This window comes from Halorubellus sp. JP-L1, from assembly GCF_011440375.1.
GTDB lineage: Archaea > Halobacteriota > Halobacteria > Halobacteriales > Natrialbaceae > Halorubellus.
Genome location: NZ_JAAOIR010000003.1, coordinates 239,323 through 261,879, shown reverse-complemented (window position 1 = coordinate 261,879; position 22,557 = coordinate 239,323). Strand labels below are relative to the sequence as shown.

At 63.5% G+C, this 22,557-nt stretch carries 18 protein-coding genes; 12 read left to right on the top strand and 6 right to left on the bottom strand.

Going from position 1 to position 22,557, the window contains the following annotated elements; all coding sequences use genetic code 11:
* Positions 1-1,154: 1,154 nt before the first annotated feature.
* Positions 1,155-1,925, bottom strand: a complete 771-nt coding sequence (locus G9C85_RS15000; RefSeq protein ID WP_166041441.1) for an IclR family transcriptional regulator — start codon at positions 1,923-1,925, stop codon at positions 1,155-1,157.
* A gap of 309 nt (positions 1,926-2,234) precedes the next feature.
* Between G9C85_RS15000 and pdhA the strand changes: the two genes are divergently transcribed.
* Positions 2,235-3,335: a pyruvate dehydrogenase (acetyl-transferring) E1 component subunit alpha gene (gene pdhA / locus G9C85_RS14995; RefSeq protein WP_240148909.1), complete on the top strand. Its 1,101-nt coding sequence runs from the start codon at positions 2,235-2,237 to the stop codon at positions 3,333-3,335.
* Here the strand turns inward: pdhA and G9C85_RS14990 are convergent, their stop codons facing one another.
* The gene (locus tag G9C85_RS14990; RefSeq protein ID WP_166041440.1) at positions 3,336-4,157 is read right to left on the bottom strand and encodes a prephenate dehydratase domain-containing protein; all 822 of its coding nucleotides are present in this window, start codon (positions 4,155-4,157) and stop codon (positions 3,336-3,338) included.
* A 329-nt stretch (positions 4,158-4,486) separates the two neighbouring features.
* On the opposite strand from G9C85_RS14990, the gene G9C85_RS19285 reads away from it, so the two are divergent.
* From G9C85_RS19285 to G9C85_RS14965, 5 genes are read left to right on the top strand one after another with little or no spacing between them, the layout of a single operon-like run.
* Positions 4,487-6,205: an ABC transporter substrate-binding protein gene (locus G9C85_RS19285; RefSeq protein WP_205254379.1), complete on the top strand. Its 1,719-nt coding sequence runs from the start codon at positions 4,487-4,489 to the stop codon at positions 6,203-6,205.
* Positions 6,206-6,265: 60 nt separating this feature from the next.
* Positions 6,266-7,207, top strand: coding sequence for an ABC transporter permease (locus G9C85_RS14980; RefSeq protein WP_166041437.1), 942 nt, complete (start codon positions 6,266-6,268; stop codon positions 7,205-7,207).
* Positions 7,207-8,247 (top strand): ABC transporter ATP-binding protein, encoded by a 1,041-nt coding sequence (locus G9C85_RS14975; RefSeq protein ID WP_166041435.1) that lies wholly within the window; start codon positions 7,207-7,209, stop codon positions 8,245-8,247. The genes G9C85_RS14980 and G9C85_RS14975 overlap by 1 nt, the downstream gene beginning before the upstream one ends.
* A complete protein-coding gene (locus G9C85_RS14970; protein WP_166041433.1) occupies positions 8,244-9,284 on the top strand; it encodes an ABC transporter ATP-binding protein in 1,041 nt (346 codons plus the stop codon). The genes G9C85_RS14975 and G9C85_RS14970 overlap by 4 nt, the downstream gene beginning before the upstream one ends.
* Positions 9,285-10,268, top strand: coding sequence for an ABC transporter permease (locus G9C85_RS14965; protein WP_166041430.1), 984 nt, complete (start codon positions 9,285-9,287; stop codon positions 10,266-10,268).
* Between the two features lie 65 nt (positions 10,269-10,333).
* On the opposite strand, the gene G9C85_RS14960 is transcribed toward G9C85_RS14965, so the two are convergent.
* A complete protein-coding gene (locus tag G9C85_RS14960) occupies positions 10,334-11,014 on the bottom strand; it encodes a thioredoxin family protein (RefSeq protein ID WP_166041428.1) in 681 nt (226 codons plus the stop codon).
* Positions 11,015-11,106: 92 nt separating this feature from the next.
* The gene (locus G9C85_RS14955; protein WP_193570772.1) at positions 11,107-12,219 is read right to left on the bottom strand and encodes an MFS transporter; all 1,113 of its coding nucleotides are present in this window, start codon (positions 12,217-12,219) and stop codon (positions 11,107-11,109) included.
* Between the two features lie 1,043 nt (positions 12,220-13,262).
* On the opposite strand from G9C85_RS14955, the gene G9C85_RS14950 reads away from it, so the two are divergent.
* On the top strand, positions 13,263-14,531 hold the full coding sequence (locus tag G9C85_RS14950) for an ABC transporter substrate-binding protein (protein WP_166041424.1): 1,269 nt from the start codon (positions 13,263-13,265) through the stop codon (positions 14,529-14,531).
* A gap of 31 nt (positions 14,532-14,562) precedes the next feature.
* Here the strand turns inward: G9C85_RS14950 and G9C85_RS14945 are convergent, their stop codons facing one another.
* A complete protein-coding gene (locus G9C85_RS14945) occupies positions 14,563-15,261 on the bottom strand; it encodes an ABC transporter ATP-binding protein (protein ID WP_369680830.1) in 699 nt (232 codons plus the stop codon).
* On the bottom strand, positions 15,258-15,980 hold the full coding sequence (locus tag G9C85_RS14940) for an ABC transporter ATP-binding protein (protein ID WP_166041422.1): 723 nt from the start codon (positions 15,978-15,980) through the stop codon (positions 15,258-15,260). Before G9C85_RS14940 ends, G9C85_RS14945 begins: the two co-directional genes overlap by 4 nt.
* A 254-nt stretch (positions 15,981-16,234) precedes the next feature.
* Here G9C85_RS14940 and G9C85_RS14935 point away from each other — a divergent pair, with 254 nt between their 5' ends.
* The 5 genes from G9C85_RS14935 to G9C85_RS14915 all read left to right on the top strand — a co-directional run bounded on the left by G9C85_RS14935 (position 16,235) and on the right by G9C85_RS14915 (position 22,525).
* A complete protein-coding gene (locus G9C85_RS14935; RefSeq protein WP_193570771.1) occupies positions 16,235-17,092 on the top strand; it encodes a branched-chain amino acid ABC transporter permease in 858 nt (285 codons plus the stop codon).
* Positions 17,089-18,135, top strand: coding sequence for a branched-chain amino acid ABC transporter permease (locus G9C85_RS14930; RefSeq protein ID WP_166041420.1), 1,047 nt, complete (start codon positions 17,089-17,091; stop codon positions 18,133-18,135). Before G9C85_RS14935 ends, G9C85_RS14930 begins: the two co-directional genes overlap by 4 nt.
* Positions 18,136-18,273: 138 nt before the next feature.
* Entirely contained in the window at positions 18,274-19,938 is a 1,665-nt protein-coding gene (locus G9C85_RS14925; RefSeq protein ID WP_166041417.1) for an acyl-CoA synthetase, read from the top strand.
* A 137-nt stretch (positions 19,939-20,075) separates the two neighbouring features.
* Positions 20,076-21,719, top strand: coding sequence for an NAD(P)/FAD-dependent oxidoreductase (locus tag G9C85_RS14920; RefSeq protein ID WP_166041415.1), 1,644 nt, complete (start codon positions 20,076-20,078; stop codon positions 21,717-21,719).
* Entirely contained in the window at positions 21,716-22,525 is an 810-nt protein-coding gene (locus G9C85_RS14915; protein ID WP_166041413.1) for a sugar phosphate isomerase/epimerase, read from the top strand. Before G9C85_RS14920 ends, G9C85_RS14915 begins: the two co-directional genes overlap by 4 nt.
* The last annotated feature ends 32 nt before the right edge of the window (positions 22,526-22,557 follow it).

Below are 22,557 nucleotides of genomic sequence, written 5' to 3'. Positions count from 1 at the left end.
CGACATCGACATGCCACGACCACCGAAAGAATTGTGTGTTTAGTTATTGGTCTTGGGAAGTGTCAATTCTAATCTAAGCACCTCGTCTGTGGATTACACGGTAACAGGCATCCCGTTGCGCATAGTTCTCGTCCGCTTCTGAGCGCACTATCAAACGGTTCTGTGGTACTAGCGATAGAGGGCGTCTGGTGGCGTTATCCGTCGTCTTCAATCTGCGTCTCTCCATTGGATTCGGAGTTAGCATTTTTCCTGTGGACCCGATCTATCGTGTGTGGAGGATGCATCATAGAAGGACACAGGGTCCTCCCCGAGTGTAAGCTGGGATATATATGTCTTCAATATATTAATGATATAGTATGGCTCTATCATATATTAGGATCTGTCATATAGCGCTTGGACTGGTGGCTTTAGAAAACCGATGAATGTGGGCCCCGTACGAACTTGATTGCCGAGTCCCTGCACTCACGAGTTTCACGGTCGAGTACCCATAGCGGGGTCGGCGGATACCATCGCCGACTCGATGACGTTCTCCGGGCGACTCGTGGATCGTCAGCTGGCTCCGCCCGTTTCTTCGAACTGTTTTGTCGAAGTTCAACGAGCGAGAGAACCACGCTTCGGAGGGAGGACCTGTCGCTCGCCCTGGCGGGCGACAACACGGGTAGCTTTTATAGAGATCGTTCATAGTTGACTCCCGAGCCGTTCAGTAATGGCCAGTCGGTCAGTCTCGCTCTGGAAGGCCACTCAGAGTCGCCTCTGCGAAGACTGCTGCTACCTCAAGGATGGATTCGGTCGCGGTCTCCTCTTTTGTGGAAATCAAGTTCCATCGAGCGTTTCGGTGTCTCCGCTCGTTTCAGGGAATCGGGAGCAAAGCGGCCACCGCCTTCATCGAGGTGGCCGGTCCTCTATATCGAGGCCGAGATTACGCACCGTTTCGTTACTCGACGAGTCTTCGAACACCACGCACGTTCAGTCGCAGAACACTCGACGAGGTTAATCAGCAACAGGTCGCAGAATCATTACAGCACTATAGGTGTAAAATTGAGGCGGCGATCGGCGCAGTTGTCGCTCGTCGTCTTGATACCATTACAGCGTCAGTGGGACCGTGATGCCTCAAGACCGGATATTCGTCCGGCGATGCCGGAAGTCAGATGGACTCAGGAGTGGTTGATGTTGACTTCGACGATGTTCGTGGTCCTCCGTACAGTGTCCGGGATCTCCTCCGTGAATCGCTGTCCCTGCATCCGACTCACCGGCCCGGAACTGCTGATCGCCCCGAGCACCTCGCCGTCCTCGTCGCGTATCGGTGCTGCAACGCACCGCATTCCCCTGACGTACTCCTCGTCCTCCGTCGCGTATCCCTGCTCTCGAACGACGTCCAGTTCCTCGAAGAGGGCTTCCCGCTCGGTGATCGTCGTATTCGTCCGCGCAGGTAGTCCGCGCCGGTCGATGATCTCCGCGACGCGGTCCTGCGGTAGATGCGCGAGGATCGCTTTGCCCAGTGCAGTCGCGTGGAGGTGAACGCGTTCGCCGGTGACGGTTTCGAGCCGGACTGCGTCGTCGCCCTTCGCCTGATAGAGGAAGTGCCCGAAGCCGTTCTCCTCGACGAGAAGATTGGCGTGCTCTCCAGTATCGTAGGCGAGCTTCTCGACTTCGGTGACCGAGACGTCGTATACCCTCCTCGTACTCCTCGCGTAGCCCCCTAGCTCGAGGAATCGAATGCCGAGGCAGTACTCGTCTTCGCGACTGACGACGTACCCCAGCCGTTCCAGCGTGCGAACGTGGTCGTGGACTGTGCTCACGGGTAGTCCCGTCAGGTCGCTGAGTGTCGAGATCCCGGCTCCATCCTGTTCTCGGAGGACGGTGATGATCTCGAACGTCGTCTGCAGTGACTTGACGGGTACGTCCCCGTCGACAGCCCGTTCCATACGATAACCATTTGCACATTTTTACTTAGGGTTTCCGGCCTGACCGGATGCATCTGTCACATATCTCGACAGCGGGATGGCCCTCTCGCCTCATGGTTTCTGCCTCGTGCGGGTTCGGCCCGCCCCGAACCCCTGGTAAATACCCGTCCGGTATCGCCGGATTCTTGCTAGCGACGCTACACGACGAACGTATCCGAACCGCAAGATAGCGTTGCGGTAGTTCGGTCGGGAGGCCCAGAATCCCCCCTCCGTAACCCGAACACATATAAGCCCGTACTCGGTCCGTGATAGCAGACCAGGTGATGTGGCTTGGCAAAACGTAACGGCGAAAGCGACCCGTATAGCGTTCTCGACGCCGACGGCCGCCTCGAAGACGAAGCCGCGATGTCGTACTTCTCGGACGATCTTCTCCGAGAACTATACGAGGACGTCAAACTCGCGCGACAGTACGACCGCCGGGCGGTGTCCCTCCAGCGACAGGGTCGGATGGGAACGTACCCACCGATGTACGGACACGAGGGAGCGCAGGTGGCGAGCACGCACGCTCTCGACGACTCCGACTGGCTCTTCCCGAGCTACCGAGAGAACGGGGCGGTCATCACGAGAGGCGTCGACATCAGCCGAAACCTCATGAACTGGATGGGCCATCCCGCCGGAAAATCGTACTCCGAGGTGGAGAACGTCTTCCCGCTCGCGAACCCGATCGCGACGCAACTCCCGCACGCCACCGGCGTCGCCTGGGCGTCGAAGCTGGCCGGTGACGAACTGGCGGCCCTGTGCCACTTCGGCGATGGGGCGACGAGCGAGGGCGACTTCCACGAGGCGATGAACTTCGCTGGCGTCTTCGACGTGCCTGCAGTCTTCTTCTGCAACAACAACCAGTGGGCCATCTCCGTCCCGCGCGAACGACAGACGGCGTCGGCAACGATCGCCCAGAAGGCGGCAGCGTACGGCTTCGACGGCGTGCGCGTCGATGGAATGGATCCGCTCGCGGTCTACGTCGTCACGCACGACGCACTCGCGAAGGCCAAGCGATCGGACGGCACGGAGCCCCGACCCACGTTGATCGAGGCCGAGCTGTATCGTCTGGGTGCGCACTCGACGTCCGACGACCCCGGCGTCTATCGCGACGAATCTCAGACCGAAGCGTGGAAGGAGAAGGACCCTCTGTCGCGACTCGAGTCGTTCCTGCGGCGAACTGGCCGGATCGACGATGAGGCCATCGATGCCATCGAGGCGAAGAACCGACGCCGGATCGACGACGCGATCGACGTCGCCGAAGCGTTCGAATCGACTCCCGACGAGATATTCGAGGAGGTATACGAGGAACTGACGTCGAGACTGGAGGCGCAGTCCACGGAATTGTCTGACTTACTGGAGCAGTTGGACTTCCCGGACACGGACCACTGATCAGATCGCGATCTCATCGACGTCGTACGAACCGAGCGACTGCACCCACTCGGTTCGGATCTGCTCGTTCAACTCCGCGATCGCGTCTTTCGTCCGTTGCTCGTAGTAGCCGGCCTCGAAATCGACGTGGATGACGTAGTCGCCGAGGCGTTTGCCGCTGGGTCGTGCGTCGACGCGCGCGATGTTGATGTCATGGGTGGCGAAGCAGCGAAGGAGGTCGACGAGAATTCCGGGTCCGTCTCTGGAGGGATACACGATCAGTGAGGACTTCGTTCCGACGTCCGATCGTTCTTTCACGGGTCCGAGAACGAAGAACCTGGTGACGTCGGTCTCGCGTGCTTGGACCTCGTCGAGGATCCTGATTGATGGGTCTTTGCTCGCGGTGCTCGGGTGAGCAACCGCACCGACGTCGGAGTCTTCTATCGCCCGTTCGACACCCCGTACGGTACTGGAGACTGCAGTTGTGTTGACGTCGGGGTATCCGTCCTGGATGGTCGATTCAAAGTGTGCGATTGCCTTGGGGTGGCTGGCGATCGTTTCCAATTGGTCGTGCTGGCCGAGTATAGCGTAGTCGATCGGCGCGACGAGTTCCCTGGTCACCGCTACCGAAGCCTCCGAGAGGGCGTCGAGGCTTTCTGTGACACTCCCCTCGATGCCGGTCTCGATCGGGATCACAGCCCGTTCGAACGCACCATCATCGAGCGAGGCGATGATCTCCGTGACGGTATCTTGAAACCGAACACGGTCGTCGATCGCGCGAGCCACGCGAGACGAGTACGTGCCTTCGGGACCAAGAGTTACGATCGGTGACTGTCCGTTCATTCTTCGAGTTCCCGTCTGCAGCACCGAGACGGGTATCGCCATCCGAGCTGAGTGGTGGTTCGAACGACGACGCGCGATAGTGAGTCTCTGAGTGGTGCCATGCGTAGGTTGATACTGGTTGGCGATGGTCTGCCTGCGGCGAGTCGCTACTTCACCTTACGTACGAGTAGTCAGATAATAGTTCTGCTATTACGGTGATGATTGTGAATTCCGGTATACTTAATAATTCCCTATGTTTGCATTGCGTTGGCATGAGTGACACCGACAACCGAAAGGTAGAGATGGGGGACTCTGGCGACGGGAGTCCTTCGATAAGCCGTCGCCGGATCGTGCAATCGCTCTCCGCTTCGGCCGCCGCTGGACTGGCTGGCTGTCAAGGGATGCTCGGTGGGGGCGAGGATGGTGAGTCTGGCGAACGAGTACCGAAGCTGGTCCTCGAGTACTGGGCCGGGCGCGGCGGGACGTCGAAGATCTTCGAGGACACCGCGCCGATGGTGCAGGACGCTGCCGAGGAACTCGGGATGGAACTCGAGATCAAGCCGGTCGAGTTCACGACCCAGATCGGGCACACGTCCGGCGACATGCGGACGCACGACATCTCGTACTGGCAGTTCTCTCCGGTCCCGGACCGGCTCGATCCGGACGAGTTCTGTCGCCGATTCACTGCGGGATGGGCTGGTGGGAACGGCAAGCACAACCCCTCGAACTTCGTGAACTGCGACGTAACGGAGCCGTCGCTCGCGCAGGCCTCCGCGAGCAGTCAGGAAGAACGACAGGAGCTCGTATCGACCTCCCAGGAGCGACTCACGGAGAACTTCGCCGCGATGCCGGTCGCCGCGAAGGTCGGATACTCCGCGTATCGGACCGACGAGGTCGACCTCGACGGAGCCGGCAGTCTCGGCATCGCACGCACGAACCCCGACGTCTACGCGAAGTCCACCCCGACGAATGGGGACGAGATCATCGCGTACACCTCCCCGGAGATGGTGCAGACGTCCAACTTCGCCGTAATATCGAGTTCCGCGTCCCAGGGCGTGTGGAATCAGCTCGTCCATTCGCCGTTGGTCGGCTACGACTCGGAGTTCAACCTCGAGAATCGACTGGCGAAGAACTACGAGGTCACCAACGACGGGAAGACGGTCACGGTCGAACTGAAGGACGCCACGTTCCACAACGGCGACCCGATCACGGCCGAGGACGTCAAGTTCACGTTCGAGCAGCTCGCGGCGAATACCGGCGTCTACACGCAGGCCAGCGAACCACCGTACGACTCCATCGAGGTGCTCAACGAGAAGACGGCGGAGTTCAACTTCACCGAGTCGTTCCTCCCGATCGTCAGTCGCGTCTGGCCCCGATGGGGTATCTTCCACAAAGACTCATGGGTGGAGGCCGGCGCGGAGGACGATCCGGAGAACGTCGAACTAGATCCGATCGTCGGCTCCGGCCCGTTCAAGGTCGCTAACTTCGAAACGGACTCCGAGCTGGAACTCGAGCCTCACGACGGCAATCCGGTGTACGACGTCGACCATCGTATAGTCTTCACGGTCTACCGGGACGTACAGTCGATGTTCCAGGCGTTCAAAGCGAACGAGGTCGACATGGTCTCGCAGCTCTCCCCCGGCGTCTACGACCAAGTCTCTGACATGGACAATGGCGAACAGGTGGGCGCGAACTACCATACGCCGTTCAGTCTGTTCCCCCAGTTCCCGAAGCCGCCGATGAAGTTTGAGGAACTCCGGCACGCGCTCGGGAAGGCGCTGGACCGGAAGAAGATGAACGCCGTCGGGTTCCTCGGCGAGTCCGAGCCGGAACTCGCCGGTACGCTGTTCACGAAGAACCACCCGAACCGTCCGTCCGAGGATAGCCTGACGAAGTACACTGACGACCCGACTGGTGACGTCGAAGGTGCGAAGCAGCTCCTCGAGGACGCCGGATACACCACGGACGGCGACGAGCAACTGCACTATCCGCCGGACAAGGACCTGTCGCCGCGATGGCCCGCGGAGGAGACGCCGGATCCCGAGGACTTCCCCTGTCTGGAGGGGTAGTCGGCCGGGCGACGACATTTCGACTCGAATCATACCGCAAACGCATTTGCTTCACTCCGAATGACACGTCAAGACTCCCCCATACCACTCCCGAACCTCCTGGCGAACGTCAGGGACCACTACCTGCTCAGGAACGTCACGAACGGCATCAGCAAGATGCTTGAGGACAGGATGACGACGGTCTACTTCCTGTTCCTCGTCACCGTATTGGTCCTCGGACTCGTTGGACCACACATCGCACCCTACGAGTACGACGAAACGCTCTACACCGACGACGGAGAGGTCAATCGCCTCGCCGAGCCCTCTCTCGAGCATCCGCTCGGGACGAACGACGTCGGCCAGGACGTCCTCTCCCGCGTCCTCAACGGCGCACAGCCGACCGTCATTACTGGACTACTCGGTGGCGGACTGATAATCGGGATCGGCATGACTATCGGCATCACGGCGGGCTACGTCGGCGGGCGCGTCGAGAACGTCTTGATGCGCTTTACCGACGTAATGTACGGGGTTCCGCTCATCCCCTTCGCGATCGTCCTCGTTGCGTTCTTCGGGGTCGGCTTCATCGAATCCATCGTCGTGATCGGCCTCGTCCTCTGGCGCGGGAACGCGCGCGTGCTTCGCTCGCAGGTCCTACAAATCAAGGAACGACCGTTCGTCCTCGCAGCGCGGACGACCGGCGCGAGCAGGTCCCGGATCATCTTCAAGCACATCTTCCCGAACGTCGCATCGATGGCGGTGCTGTTCTTCGCGCTCGGCGTCGGGTACTCGATCATCATCCAGGCAGGGCTCGCGTTCATCGGCGTCTCGAACCCGTACGTCCCGTCGTGGGGGATCATGGTTCGGAACGCGTACGACTCGGGGTACATGGCGACAGCTTGGTGGTGGTCCGTCGTCCCCGGCGTCCTGATCTCCCTGACCGTCCTCTCGACGTTCATGTTCGGTCGCGGGTACGAAACGCTCTCTGGACAGGCCCAGGACGAAGCTCTCGCGGAGATGGGATAATGGCTGACGCACTACTCGAAGTCGACGACCTGACGGTACAGTACGAGACCCCCGACGGCTACCTCACTGCGGCGTCAAACGTGTCCTTCAGTATCGAGCCTGGCGAATACTTCGGGCTCGTCGGCGAATCCGGGTGCGGGAAGAGCACCATCGCCAAGGCCATCCTCGGCGGGCTCGATAGCAACGGCCGGATCGCGGACGGCACCATCCGGTTCCAGGGCCGGGAGATCCAGGACCTGTCCGACCGAGAGCTCAGCGAGGACGTCCGCTGGCAGGGCATCTCGTGGATCCCCCAGGGATCGATGAGTAGCCTCGATCCGATGCGGACCATCCGCTCGCAGGCGGTCGAGATCGGGCAAACGCACACGGACATGACGGAAGCGGCCATCACGGAGAAGTTCAGCGAGATGTTCGAAGTCGTTGGCCTGCCGACCGAGCGGATCGACGACTACGCGCACCAGTTCTCCGGCGGCATGCAACAACGAGCACTCATCGCGCTCGCGCTCTTCCTCGAACCGTCGCTCATCGTCGCCGACGAGCCGACGACCGCGCTCGACGTCATCATGCAGGACCAGATATTCAAGTATCTTGACCGGATCCGCGACGAAATCGACGCGAGTATGCTCATGATCACGCACGACATCAGTCTCGTCTTCGAGTCGTGCGATAGCATGGCCGTGATGCACGGCGGACAAGTCGCGGAGTCCGGGTCCGTGGACGCAGTCTACAACAATCCACGACATCCCTACGCGTTCATGCTCCAGGACGCCTTCCCCGACATCAGAGACACGGATCGCACGCTCCAGGAGATCCCGGGCGAACCACCGCAGAGTTACGGAGCGGTCACTGAGTGCACGTTCGCCGACCGGTGCCCGTACGCGGTCGACGAGTGCCGAAACGGCGCACCGCCCCTAGAACGGATTGACGACCCCGAACGCGCCGACGGGAAATCACACCTCGCGGCTTGCGTCCGTAGCGACGAAGCGTACGAAGAGTACGATGCAGAGGCCGGGCAGGCCCACGGAGGGCAGCGACAATGAGCGACCCGCTGCTCGAGGTCCGCGGTCTCGAGAAGTACTTCGAGGAGGATACCGGGCTCGTCGACCGCCTCCTCGGCCGCGAGAACCAGACCGTTCAGGCCGTCGACGGCGTCACGTTCTCGCTCTCGGAGAACGAATCGAAGGCCGTCATCGGCGAGAGCGGCTGCGGGAAGACGACGTTACTCCGGACGCTCGTCGGCCTCTACGAGCCGACCGCCGGCGAGCTTCGCTTCCGTGGGCGTGACGTCTCGGAGTTCGACAAGCAGGACTGGAAGGATTTCCGGAACGACGTCCAGATCATCTTCCAGGACCCGTTCAACTCGCTCGACCCCAAACTCACAGTCGAGGAGACGCTCAGGGAGCCGCTGCTCGTCCACGACATGGACCGGCAGGACGAACGCATCTGGGACGTCTGCGAGCGAGTGGAACTGAACCCGCCGGACCAGTACCTCGACCGGCTCCCGAAGCAGTTGAGCGGCGGGGAGAAGCAACGCGTCTCGATCGCTCGTGCGCTGATCGTCGAACCCGACGTCCTCCTCGCGGACGAGCCGGTCTCGATGCTCGACGTGTCGACGCAAGCGTCGGTACTCAACCTCCTCGGCGACCTCCGGGAGGAACTCGGCGTCGCGATGCTGTACATCTCGCACGACCTCTCGACGGTCTCCTACGTTTGCGACGAGATCAAGGTGATGTACCTCGGTCGAGTCGTCGAGCAAGGCCCGACGAAGCAGTTGCTGGACGATCCGAAGCATCCGTACGCGAGGAGTCTCATCCGCGCGATCCCGATCCCGGATCCGAACCATCATCGAGAACGGACGACGATCGACGGGACGCCACCGAACCCGGTCGACCTCGGCGACGGCTGTCGGTTCCGCGACCGGTGCCCGAAACGGATGGAAGTCTGCGAGAAGACGCCGCGGATGGTCGACGCGGGGGACGGTCTGGAGACAGCGTGCCACCTGTACTACGAGCACGGGGACGACGACGATTCGAACGCCTCACCGGACGCTGCCGACTCCACGCCGGAGGTGCTTTAAATGAGCAGAGTCAGATACATCGCGTTCAGAAGCGTCCAGACCGTCTTCCTGCTCTGGGCGATGCTGACGCTCCTGTTCGTGTTCTTCCGGTTGATGCCGGGGGACTACACTGACATCATGCTCGCACAGGGCGCCAGCACGAGCGCTGTCGAGAATTTCAGGGCCAATTGGGGACTCGACGACCCACTACACGTCCAGTACTGGCGGTACCTGGTGAACTTCGTCACGCTCGACGCCGGGACGTCCCTCCAGTTCCGGGTTCCGGTCGTTGAGTACGTCCGGATGAAACTGTTCAACTCGATCATCCTCATCGCGCCCGCCATCACGGTCGCCTACCTCCTTGGTAGTACGATCGGCACGCTCGCGGGTACCAATCGAGGCTCCCTCACCGAGAAGTTCGGGATCATCCCCGTCATCTTCGTCGGGTCCTTCCCCGCGTTCTTCATCGCCATCGTCCTCGTCATCGTGTTCGCCGGCTGGTTCGATTTCTTCCCGACCGGCGGGATGACGACCACCGGGACGACCGACGCTGCCGACGTCTGGTACGAGCAGTACCTCTCCGCCGACTTCGGCTATCACTACGTCCTACCGTTCGTCGCGGTCGTACTCCGATATCTCTATCTCCCGACGCTCATCATGCGGACGAGCATCGTCGAGGTGCTCGGTCAGGACTTCTCCTACTACTACCGCATGACTGGTATTCCGAAGGTGAAGCGGAACCTCCACCTCGCTCGTCACGCGAGCCTCCCCGTCATCACGCTCTATCCCGTGTCGATGACGCGAGCGATCGGTGGACTCGTCCTCATCGAGACCGTGTTCAACTGGCCGGGGATCGGCTTTACGCTCATCCAGGCGGTGCTCGCACGGGACTTCCCGGTCGTCCAGTTCGTCTTCTTCCTGGTCGCCGCGTTCGTCATCCTCTCGAACTTCGCCGTCGACATCGTCTATGGGATGATCGATCCCCGCGTTTCAGTGGACGAGTAGGGACGTCTCTCCCTCTCGTCACTGCGAGTACAGTACCACAGGCTGTGACCGACGGCGACCGTTCCTCAGTTCGGCTTCGCGTTCGGCTTCTCGGCGAGCGCGATCAATTCCGACTCGACCACGTCCTCGTAGTGCGCTCCATAGAGCCGGGACTCGATCCCGCCATCGGCGACGAACAACGTCGCCGGTCCCCCCTGGACGTCGTACGTGTCGTGCAGGTACCTGGCGGCGTCCGGCCCGTAGATTGCGAATCGCGCGACGTCGTCCGTGAACCCGCTCAGTAGCGATTCCAGGGTCTCGCGCATCGTGTCGCACGGATCGCAGTCGTGCCGCCACACGTAGACGATCGCTCGATCACAGACCGCTTCGACGACCCCGAGTTGACGGCCAGCTATCGGAACGAACCCGTCGGGAACGCCATCTTCGCGAAACGGGCCCTCGACGACCTGATTGACGACGAAACCTGCAGAGACCGCTTGTTCGAACGAGACGTCCTCGAGGTGATCGCCGAGCGCGCACAGCTGGGCCGCGAATCGGGCCGCGCTATCGTCCACAGAATCTATCGACGAATCGTCGATAGATCGGTCGAATCGCGTCTCGAGTGCGTCGAGCACCCTACGAGTGCACTGGTCTCGATACGATTCGACCGTCTGCCGGAACGCAGGGGCGAGCGAGAACTCGCCGGCCTCGGCCGGAACCAGAACGTCGGCGTCTACCAGCGACTCTACGGTCAGCGGCGTACGCATACCTCACCACATACCCCCCAGTTACGTATGCGTTGTGCTCGCCGTCGAGGTCGTGGTTGGATTTGCTGATGCCGTACTTCGAGCGCTCTGTCTCACGGGGTCGTTCCCGCCGCGACCGTCCAGAGGCCACCGAGAGTCACGACGAGGGTGAGGAGGATCGCGAGCGTGAACCCACCTGTGTAGGTGATGCTCGCGGTTCCGAGGGGTGGCATTGCGAGTGCCGCGATTCCACCGCCGACGTTGAACACGCCGACGATGGCGGTGTCTTTCTCCGGGCTGAACGTGCTCATGATGAGCGGGAGATAGATTGTTGCGGTGCCACCGAGGCCGAGGCCGAGCAGGAAAATCGCGACCAGGAGCCCGGGGACGGCGGAGAGGAACAGGAGGCAGGTGCCGAGGACGACGCAGACGAGCGAGGCGAGGAACGCTCGCCTGGAGCCCATTCGGTCGCTCAGGTAGCCGCCGCCAACTCGCGAGATGATGCTGAACCCGCCGATCAATCCGAACGCGGTGGAGGCGCCGGAGTCGGTGAATCCACGAGCGACGAACAGGTCGACGGCGTATCCGGCGAGCAGCTGGTACCACGCGAACGAGAGCGCGATGCCGACGAACAGTAACTGGAACGTCCGGGTTCGACCCAACCGAGCGAGCCATCCGACGATGTCTCCGGTCGACGCTGACGACTGTTCGGCCCACGGTGGTCGTCGACAGACGAGCGCGACGAGGAGGAACGCGGTAGCGGTGACCGCGACGACAATCAGGAATCCCCGTCGAACACCGTATTCCGCGATGGCGTGCTGCCAGACGGGCGGGAGGACGAACAGTCCGACGCCGTTCCCGGTGAAGATGAGCCCCGTCGCAGCCCCCCGACGGGTCTCGAACCACCGTGGCACGACCGAGGCTACCATCACGACGACGGTCCCGAGTGCGACGCCGAGGGCGACGAAGACGACCGCCAGTCCGACGATCGAGTCCACGAAGTACAGGGAGGGAGCCAATACACCAGTGACGACCGTACACACCAACAGCACTCCTCTAGCCGGGAACCGGACGCCGAAGACGCCGACGAGCCCGGAGCCGATGAAGAACGCGAACAGCATGAGCGCGAACGCGCTGGAGAGTTCGATCGGCGCGACGTCGAACGCGGCGCTGAACGGCTCGCGGAGGATGCCGTACGAGATGGTCGTACCGAAGGTGAACACCATCGCGAACGCGCCAACACCTGCGACGAGCCAGCTACGACGACTGTCCGGTTGCTCCGACGACTCCGCGGTCACGTCCTCGTATCGGGTTCGCCAACTGAAAGCATTGTCCTTCACGGATCGAGAGAGACGAGTCGACACGCCAGCGTAACGTTCCTTCTCGCGGGCTGTTTAGGTCCGGCCTCCAACCGGGACGACCGGCAGCGAAGCATCTGCTCGAAGTAGACAGAGTTCGCATACAACCCCTATAATAACAGTATATTTATAGTTATAGTTATGGGGCGCGGTGACGAACATGGGCTCGAAAAGAGGATTCCAGTTCGAAGAGGTCGGCGATTCGCTGCGGATCGTGAGTGTTCGAGGTTACGACCACGACTCGGACGACGTGACGCTCGTCGTCGACTGGCAGGACGAGACGAGCGTCGGGTCGTTCGCGCGCGTTCGACGCGTCGCTCGTCGACGAACGCATCGAACCCGTCGACGGTAGCAGCGTCGCCCGTGACCGCTTCTCCGTCTCCGAGGTGGTCGAGACCGACGACATCGTCCAGTGCGGCGGCCTCGCGCTCCTGCCGGAGGAGAGAGCGGTAATCCATCCCGTTCACGGGACCGGCCACGAGAGATAGCGACGGTACGACGGGCGGTTCGGCTGGACTCCACCTATCGCGTCCTCGAGTTCGTGACCATCTCGATGCCCGGATCGACCCGCGGTCGATTCGTCTCGGAAACCACCTCGGTCGTTCACCTGGTTCCCCTGCGTAACGGCGAATATGTAAGCTGCGGGTTATAGATACATAGTTAATATTTCGAGGTGGTCAATCGGGGCGGGAGTTATGAGTCGACGACGTTGGAGGAGACGTCGGATGCGATGGTCTCGTCGCTCGTCGGGCGTCGGTCTCGTGGGGAGAAGACGCGAACGAACCAAGATGTGGGGCTCGTTCGGGTTGATATTCCGGTCCACTTTGCGCGCTCTGGGTCGATCTTTCGGCGAAACCGACCTCGCATCTCGCCGGAACGTTTTTATCCATAATCGTAGATTGTGTTATTTGATGGCACGCGACAATCAGAGTGACGGGTATTCGGATTCCGGTACCAGCTCACCCAGACGGCGACGGCTGCTCCAGGCGGCCGGCGGATCGAGTCTCGGACTGCTCGCGGGCTGCATCGGCAGCTCGCTCGGCGGCGGCGGTGGCGACGACGGCCCGATCACGATCGGGTCGCTACAGCCGCTCTCGGGGAACTTCGCCCCATGGGGGGCGGCCCACTCCGCGGGACTCCAGTACGCGATCGACGAGGTCAACGCCGACGGCGGCGTCCTGGATAGAGAGCTCGAGATCGTCGAAGCGGACACGGAGAGCAACCCCTCGGAGGGTGATTCGCTCTTCCGAAACTTCGTGGAACAGGACGGCGCCGTTGCGCTGACAGGGCCGGTGTCGAGCGACCTCGGCATCCGAACGGCACAGACGGCCGAAGAGATGGAAGTCCCCATCGTCTTCCACATGGCCGGCAGCCACGAGGCACTCCGGAAGAGCTCGCGGTACACGTTCCGCGTCGGGAGCCTCACGGCGATGATGGACATCCAGAACCAAGTGGACCTCATCGCGGAGAAGGGGTTCGAGAAGGTCGGCGCCATCATGGCCGACTACGCGTGGGGGCAGTCCGTGAACGATCAGATCGACGAGCGCATGCCCGACGACATCGACCTCACGAAGTCCGTCGTCCCGCTCGGCGAGAGCGACTTCAGCTCGCAGCTCCGGGACATGCCCGACGACCTCGAGATGATGATCGCGTCCGGGAATCCCCCCGGCCAGATCCCCATCCACAACCAGCTGCGCGAACTCGACCTGGACCCCGAGATCACGACGGGCGCTGGCTTCCCGCCGTCGGTCCTCTTCGGCGGCCTGGGCGCGGAGAACGCCGAGACGTTCGGGCACATCCACATCGTGGACCCGTACAGCGACGATTTCAACGATCTCGCCTCGAGCTACGCCGAAGACACGGGCGAACGCATGGACACCCACGTCGGACTCGGGTACGTGGCGGGCGAGTTGATCACGACCGCGATCGAGAACGCGGGCGAAGCCGACCCCGAAGCGATCGCGACTGAGATTCGGAACATCGAACTCGACACCATCCTCGCGGCACCGCTCAAGTACACCGAGTACGGGGAGATCGACGACGTCGTGACGATGTTCAGTACGTTCGAGACCGGCGGCCCGGACCACTATCCGGACGGCGACTACAGTCTCGTCGAGTACCACCGGAGCGAACCCCTGAGCGGCGACATCGTCGAACCCTACCTCGAAGACGACTGGTAGGCTCCCGGTATCGTTCCGGTCCGATTCTCAGTCAGCCGTGAAGGTACGACTCCTTGATCCGCTCGCTCTCCAGGAGCGCCGCCGCGGAGTCCTGCGCGGCGACGCGACCGTTCTCCAGGAGGTACGCCCGGTCCGCTAGCTCGAGCGCCTCGTGCACGTGCTGTTCGGTCAAAACCACCGTCACGTCCTCGCTGATGGCTTCGACCTTCTCGAACACGCGCCGTGCGAGTTTCGGTGCGAGGCCGACGGAGAGTTCGTCGAGCGCGAGTACCTTCGGCTGCGCCATCAACCCGCGGCCGATCGCGAGCATCTGTTGCTCGCCACCGCTCAGCGTGCCCGCGTCCTGCGACCGTCGCTCCTCGAGGACGGGGAACAGGTCGTACACTTCCTCGATCGTCTCCTCGTACTCGTCGCGGTGGAGGTACGCGCCCATCTCCAGGTTCTCCGCCACGGTCAGTTCGTTGAACAGGTTCCTCGATTCGGGGACGTGAACGAATCCCAGGTCGACGATCTCGTTCGGTGAGAGTCCCGCCGTGTCGCGCCCGAACAGCTCGACGCGGCCGTCGTCGACCGCGAGTAGTCCGGACATCGTCTTCAGGAGCGTCGTCTTCCCGGCGCCATTCGGGCCGACGATGGCGACGATGCGGTCGTCGTCGGTGATGTCCATCGAGACGTCCCAGAGCACCTGGAGTTCGTCGTAGGAGACGTCGATGCCGTCGACGTGGATCACGTGACACCACCCAGGTAGGCCTCTGCGACGACGTCGTCGTTCTGTACCTCCGCGGGCGTTCCCTCCGCGATGAGCTGTCCGCTGTTGAGGACGAGGACGCGGTCGGTGCTCCCGAAGATCGCGTCCATCACGTGCTCGATCCAGAACACGGAGACGCCGAGTTCGTCGCGGATCCGTTCGATGGTCTCGGTCAGGTCGTCGAGTTCCGCCGGCGTCAGCCCCGACCCGATCTCGTCGAGCATCATCAGTCGAGGTTCGCACGCGAGGCCGCGCGCGAGTTCGACGTGCTTCCTGTCGGCGATCGTCAGTTCGCTCGCCTCGGTGTACGCCTTGTCCTCCATCCCGACGAACGAGATGTAGCGGTGCGCGAGATCCGCCGCTTCGTCCCGAGAGCGCTTCTCGCCGGAGCCGAACACCGCGCCCGTCAGCACGTTCTCGAACACCGTGGACTCGTCGAACGTCCGCACGACCTGGAACGTCCGCACGACGCCCTCGTGACAGATCTCGTTCGGTCGTCGCCCGGTGAGCGTGGTCGACCCGAGCATCACCTCCCCGTGGTCCGGTTTGAGGACGCCGGTGATCGTGTTGAACAGCGTCGTCTTCCCGGCGCCGTTGGGGCCGATGAGGCCCACGATCTCTCCAGTCTCGATGTCGAATGACACGTCGTCGACCGCAGTGAGCCCACCGAAGGACTTCCGCAGGCCGGAGACCTCGAGCATTGGTTGCGAATCGTCCTTTTTCGATTTATAGCTTTCCCCGGAATCGGTCTCGTCCACTCGACGGCGGTGGCGACCGGGAGGCGAGCGCGACCGGCTGGTGCCGGTGACGACCCGTCGCGCCGGCGCCAGCCCATCACGCTAGAGACGATCCGTCGCGCTGGTGTCCGCCACGACGCCTCCCCTGGGGGGAAATTTTAAGACCGAGACCTCTCATGATTAGGGAAGCACGGCCCATCAGGGTAGCGAGGCAATCGATGGCAATTTCGACACTACTGGAGATCACGATAGACGGGTTCGCACGAGGGATGCTGTACGCGTTGCTCGGCGCCGGGATCACGCTCGTGTTCGGGCTGGGGAGCGTCCTCAATCTCGCGCTCGGCGTGTTCGCGGTCATCGCGGTCATCGCCGGCGTCGTCGTCCTGCCCACAGTCGCGCACCCGCTACTGGCAGCGCTCGTCGGCGTCGCAGGCGTCGGGGTCCTGAGCGTGGTCGTCGACCGGACGCTCCTCACGAGCGTCTACCGGTCCACGGGCGAGGAACGCGTCACGCTCGGTATCTTCACGACGCTCGGCCTCGAGATCCTGCTGAGCGGCATCCTCTACGTCTACTATCCACAGACGTACGCGATCCCCTTCGACGGCAACCTGATTAACGTCGCTGGGATCAGAATTCGGAGTTCGTCGCTGTTCATCATCGCCGTCGCGGGAGTGCTCTTGCTCGGTCTGTTCCTGTTCCTGCGGCGGACGTACCTCGGGAAGGCCACTCGTACCGTCTTCCAGGACGAGACCGGTGCATTGCTCTGCGGCATCAACCCCCGGAAGATCCGGACGCTGATATTCGTCCTGAGCGCCGTCCTGGCGGCCGTCGCCGGGATCCTCTGGAGCATCCAGTCGACGCTCTCCGTCTCGTCCGCGTTCGAAATCACGATCTTCGGCATCATCGTCTCCATCGTCGGTGGCGTCCGCGACATCCGGGGGACGGTCGTCGCCGGCATCCTGCTCGGGTTCGTCGTCACGTACGCGAACTACTACATCGGGACGTACTTCTCGAGCGTGATCCTGTTCTCGGTCGCGGTCGCAGTGCTGATCGCTCGCCCGGAGGAGATATCATGAGTGACACGACTGCCCACGACGAGTACGCCCGTGGCGGCGCTAGCGAATTGAAGACGGTCGCGGTCATCCTGACGTTCCTCGCCGTGCTGCCGTTCGCCTTCGACATGACCGTGACGTACCTCGCGAACCTCCTCGTCCGGTTGCTCGTGTTCGCGTCGCTCGCGCTCGCGTTGAACATCGTGTTCGGACACACGAACCAGCTGTTCCTGTTCGTCGGCGCGCTGGCCGGCATGGGCGCGTACTCGACCGCGCTCCTGTCCGACACGGTCGGCGTCTCGCCGTGGCTGTTCTACCCGGCCGCAGGGATCGTCGCCGGATTCATCGGGTTGCTCGTGAGCTACGTCGCGGCTCGCCGACGGATGACGGTCATCGTCATCGCCATCCTCACGTTGAGCATCCAGATGGCGCTGTCCGAGATCTTCGTCGGCGCGCGAGACCTCACGGGCGGCAGCACGGGGACGTCGTTCAGCGGTCTCGAACTCCCGATGGTCGTGGAGGCGCTCGGCGTGAGCGGCCGCCTCGTGACGTACTACCTCCTGTTCGTGTTCCTCTCGGTCGTCCTCGTGGGGTACTGGTGGATGCGGAACTCGAAGTACGGCCTGGCGTTCACGGCGATCCGCCAGGACGAGATCGCGTCCGAAGCCGCCGGAATCAACGTCATCAGGTACAAGGTCGTCGCCGGCGTCGTCGCCGCGACGATCATCGGGCTGGTCGGGCCGCTGTACGCGCAGTCCGAGGGCTACCTGCTCCCGACCATGTTCTCGTTCCAGTCGGTCGACGTCATCGTCCTGATCATGCTCGTCCTCGGCGGCATGCGGACGATCGTCGGGCCGTTCCTCGGCGCCGGCGTGATCATCGTCATCAACGAACTCCTCCAGGACACCGGCCAGTGGCGGACGGCCGTCCTCGGCGGTCTCCTCATCGTGCTGTTCGTGTACTTCCGGGAGGGCATCGTCCCGAAGACTCGCGCCGCGTGGGACAGCGACCGCGTCCAGTCCCTGCGGTCGCGCGATAGCGACACCGATAGCGACCCGGAGACGTAGTCGCCGACGGCTTTCTCGCGTTCGCTCCTCTATGGAGTCCTGTCGAGCGGTGGATCTGGATCACGCCCGGGTGCATCGATGACGGTCGTGGTACGTGTGAACAAAATACTATTAACGCTGGCAGGGCATGGGAACATCATGCAGGAGCAGATAGACGAGGGGGTTCTGCCAGACGAAGCAAACCGACCGGATCTCTTTCACTCGCTACCGGAACTGCACTATCCGGAGGAGCTCAACGCCGCGGTGGAGATGGTCGGCAAACACGTGGAATCGGGACGAGGGGACGACGTCGCGATCTACTTCGAGGGCGAGTCGATCACGTACGCCGACCTCCAGCGGCGCGTGAACCGCGTGGGGAACGTCCTACTCGACCTGGGCGTCGAGCCCGGCGAACGGGTGTTCGTCCGGTTCCCGAACCGACCGGAGTACGTCGTCTCGGTGCTGGCCGCCCAGAAGATCGGCGCGGTCCCGGTGCCGTCGATGAAGCTCCTCCGGGCGTCGGAGATCGGGTACGTCGTCGAGGACTCTGGGGCGACGACGGCGGTCGTCTACGACGACCTGCTCGAGGAGGTCCTCGAGGCGCGGGACGAGCGCGACATCGACCACCTGGAGGACATCGTCGTCCTGGGCCGGAACGACGTCGATCACGACCAGCACGACTACGACGACCTGACCGAGGCGGCCGACGATTCGCTCTCCGCGCACGACACCAAACGGGACGACGCCGTCCTCCTGGCGTACACGAGCGGGACCACCGGGAAGCAGAAGGGGACGCTCCACACGCACCGACAGATGCTCGCGATCGCCGACGGCTACGCGAACTACTGCCTCGAGCCCCGGCCCGAGGACGTCTTCACGAGCAACGCGCCGCTCGCGTTCACGTTCGGGTACGGGTTCCTCGTCGCGTTCCCGTTCCGGTTCGGTGCGAGCACGCTCATCATCCAGGACCCGGATCCCGACTCGCTCCTGGAGGGGATCGACGAGTACGACGTCACGCTGATGGCGTCGCCGCCGACGGCGTACAACCAGATGATGGCGGGCGAGGAACAGCTCTCCGACGTGTACGACCTCTCCTCGCTCCGAATGGGCGTCAGCGCCGGCGAGCCGCTGCCGCCGAGCACGTACGAGAAGGCCAGAGAGCAGCTGGGGATCGAGTTGAGCGACGGGATCGGGACGACGGAGATGCTCCACATCTTCATCAGTCACCGGCTCTCCGACGAGATGGACCCGACCGCGACCGGCTACCCAGTACCGGGCTACGAGTGTCGCGTGGTCGACCCCGACACGGGCGAGGAACTCCCGCGGGGCGAGGCGGGCCTGCTCCAGGTTCGCGGCCCGACCGGCATCACGTACTGGGATCGGCCCGACAAGCAACGCGAGACGGTCACCGACGGCTGGAGTAGCCCAGGTGACATCTTCGTCCACCGCGAGGACGGCCGGTTCGAGTACAAGTCGCGACGCGGCGACCTCATCATCACGAGCGGCTACAACGTCCCCGGCCCGGAGGTCGAGGACGTCCTGCAGGAGCGCGAGGAGGTCTACCAGAGCGCGGTCGTCGGCAGCCCGGACGACGTCCGGGGGAAGATCGTGAAGGCGTTCGTCGTCCTCGCCGACGGCCACGACCCGAGCGACGACCTCACCGAGTCGCTCCAGGAGCACGTCAAGGAGCGCGTCGCGCCGTACAAGTACCCGCGAGCGGTCGAGTACGTGGACGAACTCCCGAGCACGGAGACGGGGAAGATCAAGCGCTCGACGCTCCGCGAGCGCGAGCGAGAACGGACGGAGCGAAAGCGAACGGAGTGAGGAGAGACTACTCGCATCGCGCGCGCTGAGCCGTCCAGGGGGCCAGTCCGGGCGAGATTTTATCAGGGTTCGACCGGCACTTTCCTGTGTAATGTTCTCGTACGACAACGCTGGTTTCGTCGCCGTAGCGATCGCGCATGACTGAGCGATACGACGCCATCGTCGTCGGTGCCGGCCACAACGGCCTCGTCTGTGCGACGTATCTGGCACGTGCGGGCCTGGAACCGCTCGTCCTCGAACGGAACGACGAGGTCGGCGGGGCGGTCCGGAGTGCGGAACTCACGCGGGACGGGTTCGTGCACGACGCCTACGCGACGAACATGAACCTGTTCCTCGGATCGCCGGTCTGGGAGGACCTCCAGTCGGAACTCGAGGCCGAGGGGCTGTCGTTCGCGCACTCCGCGAAGCCGTACTGTAGCGTGTTCCCGGACGCGTCCGCGCTCCGCGTCTACCAGGACGAGCAGGAGACGCTCGCCGAACTCGAGTCCCACGACCCCGACGACGCGGCCGGCTGGCAGGAGCTATACGGGGAGTTCGGGCGGTTCGAGCGGACGCTGCTCCCCCTGTACGCGACGCCGCTGACGCCGCTCGGCGCGGCCCGCCAGCTGCTGTCGGCCTCGCGCGAGATCGGGTTCCAGGGCGTGCTGGACCTCCTCCAGATCGTGAGTAGTTCCACGCGCGAACTGGGCGACGCGTACTTCTCGTCGGCGGAGGCGAAGGCGCTGCTCGCGCCGTGGGGGATGCACCTCGACTTCGGGCCGGACGTCTCCGGTGGCGCGATGTTCCCGTTCCTGGAGACGTTCACCGACATGGAGGTCGGCATCAACGTCGTCGAGGGCGGCGCGTCGAACCTCGTTGAGGCACTCGCTGGCGTCTGTGAGAACTCGGGAGGCGAGGTACGGACGAACGCCGAAGTGTCTCGAGTCCTCGTCGACCGCGGGCGTGCGGTCGGCGTCGAACTCGCCTCCGGGGATCGCTACAGGGCACGTGACGCCGTCGTCGCGAACCTCACGCCGACGGTGCTGTTCGAGGACCTCGTCCCCGACCGCGACGTCCCGCCCGCCGTCGCCGACCAGATCGAGGAGTACAGCTACGGCCCGGGGACGATGATGGTCCACCTCGCGCTCTCCGAGCGTCCGGACTGGGACGCCGACGGCGTCGAGGAGTTCGCGTACGTCCACGTCGGCCCGTACGTCGAGGACATGGCGGAGACGTACACCGACGCGGTCAACGGCCAGCTCCCCGAGTCCCCGCTGCTCGTCGTCGGACAGACGACCGCGGTCGACCCGTCGCGGACCCCGAACGACGAACACGTCCTCTGGGTGCAGGTGCGAGCGCTCCCGAGCGAGATCGAGGGCGACGCGGCGGGCGAGATCGACGCGACGTCCTGGGAAGCCGCGAGCGAGCCGTACGCGGACCGCGTGATAGCGAAGCTCGCGGAGTACGCACCCGGCATCGAGGACGCGATCCTCGACCGAACCGTGTTCACGCCAGCGGACCTGGAAGCGTCGAACCCGAACCTCGTCGGTGGCGACAGCGTCGCCGGGAGCCACCACGTCCGACAGAACTTCCTGTGGCGGCCCTTCGCCGACTGGGGGAACTACGAGACGCCGATCGAGGACCTCTACATGGTCGGCGCGGCGACCTGGCCGGGCGCGGGCGTCAACGCGATCTCGGGATATCACGCCGCGCAGTCGCTCACTACCGAGGAGACGCGGGTCGACCAGGTCAAAGACCGGGTGGCGTCACTCGCGAGCTCGCAGTTCGGGGATCGACGATGACCGACCGGCGGATCGCAATCAGCGAGATCACGACCGCGGAGTGGGGGTTCGAGGCGGACGTCGAAGCGTACGGCGAGACCGACGGCGTGGAGGGGATCGGCGTCTGGCGCGACAAGCTGGCCGCGTACGACGGCGACCCGACCGAGGCGGCCTCGCTGATCGACGACGCGGGCCTCGACGTCTGTTCGCTCGTCTTCGCCGGTGGGTTCACGGACGCCGACGAGTTCGACGAGGCCGTGGCCGACGCCGAGGCGGCGATCGAGGACGCCGCGACGCTCGGCGCACCCGTCCTGATGGTGCTCGCGGGCCCCCGACTCGGGGTCAGCGCGGCGGCGGGCGACGAACTCGTCCGCGAGGCGCTCGAGCGTCTCGCACCTATAGCTCGGGAGGCGGGCGTGGAACTGGCACTCGAGCCGCTCCACCCGGTCGACGCGACGCGGTTCTCGTCGGTCGTGACGCTCTCCCAGGCGCTCTCGCTCGTCGACGGCGTCGACGGCGCCGGCGTCATGTACGACACGTGGAACACGTGGTGGGACCCCGAGGTGTTCGACGGCATCGAGCGCGCTGGCGACGACATCGCCGCGGTTCACGTCGCCGACTGGCGGCATCCGAGCGACCAGCCTCGCGACCGGGCCGTTCCGGGCGAGGGCGAGGCGCCGTTGACCGACCTCCTGGCCGCCGTCGAGGCCGCTGGCTACGACGGGTGGTACGAGGTCGAACTGTTCACCGAGCAGTACGAGCCCGACGAGTACCCGGAGTTGCTCGAGCGGTGCGTCGCCGGCGTGCGTGACGTGTTCCCCGAGTGACGTTCACCGAGTTACGTGTTTTTCGAGTGACG

What these genes read in the sequence shown, in the direction of transcription:
- G9C85_RS15000 (WP_166041441.1), bottom strand. Translation starts at nt 1,925, where the DNA reads ATGGAACGGGCTGTCGACGGGGACGTACCCGTCAAGTCACTGCAGACG.
- G9C85_RS14990 (WP_166041440.1), bottom strand. Translation starts at nt 4,157, where the DNA reads ATGAACGGACAGTCACCGATCGTAACTCTTGGTCCCGAAGGCACGTAC.
- G9C85_RS14980 (WP_166041437.1), top strand. Translation starts at nt 6,266, where the DNA reads ATGACACGTCAAGACTCCCCCATACCACTCCCGAACCTCCTGGCGAAC.
- G9C85_RS14975 (WP_166041435.1), top strand. Translation starts at nt 7,207, where the DNA reads ATGGCTGACGCACTACTCGAAGTCGACGACCTGACGGTACAGTACGAG.
- G9C85_RS14970 (WP_166041433.1), top strand. Translation starts at nt 8,244, where the DNA reads ATGAGCGACCCGCTGCTCGAGGTCCGCGGTCTCGAGAAGTACTTCGAG.
- G9C85_RS14965 (WP_166041430.1), top strand. Translation starts at nt 9,285, where the DNA reads ATGAGCAGAGTCAGATACATCGCGTTCAGAAGCGTCCAGACCGTCTTC.
- G9C85_RS14960 (WP_166041428.1), bottom strand. Translation starts at nt 11,014, where the DNA reads ATGCGTACGCCGCTGACCGTAGAGTCGCTGGTAGACGCCGACGTTCTG.
- G9C85_RS14955 (WP_193570772.1), bottom strand. Translation starts at nt 12,219, where the DNA reads ATGGTGTTCACCTTCGGTACGACCATCTCGTACGGCATCCTCCGCGAG.
- G9C85_RS14950 (WP_166041424.1), top strand. Translation starts at nt 13,263, where the DNA reads ATGGCACGCGACAATCAGAGTGACGGGTATTCGGATTCCGGTACCAGC.
- G9C85_RS14940 (WP_166041422.1), bottom strand. Translation starts at nt 15,980, where the DNA reads ATGCTCGAGGTCTCCGGCCTGCGGAAGTCCTTCGGTGGGCTCACTGCG.
- G9C85_RS14935 (WP_193570771.1), top strand. Translation starts at nt 16,235, where the DNA reads ATGGCAATTTCGACACTACTGGAGATCACGATAGACGGGTTCGCACGA.
- G9C85_RS14930 (WP_166041420.1), top strand. Translation starts at nt 17,089, where the DNA reads ATGAGTGACACGACTGCCCACGACGAGTACGCCCGTGGCGGCGCTAGC.
- G9C85_RS14925 (WP_166041417.1), top strand. Translation starts at nt 18,274, where the DNA reads ATGCAGGAGCAGATAGACGAGGGGGTTCTGCCAGACGAAGCAAACCGA.
- G9C85_RS14920 (WP_166041415.1), top strand. Translation starts at nt 20,076, where the DNA reads ATGACTGAGCGATACGACGCCATCGTCGTCGGTGCCGGCCACAACGGC.
- G9C85_RS14915 (WP_166041413.1), top strand. Translation starts at nt 21,716, where the DNA reads ATGACCGACCGGCGGATCGCAATCAGCGAGATCACGACCGCGGAGTGG.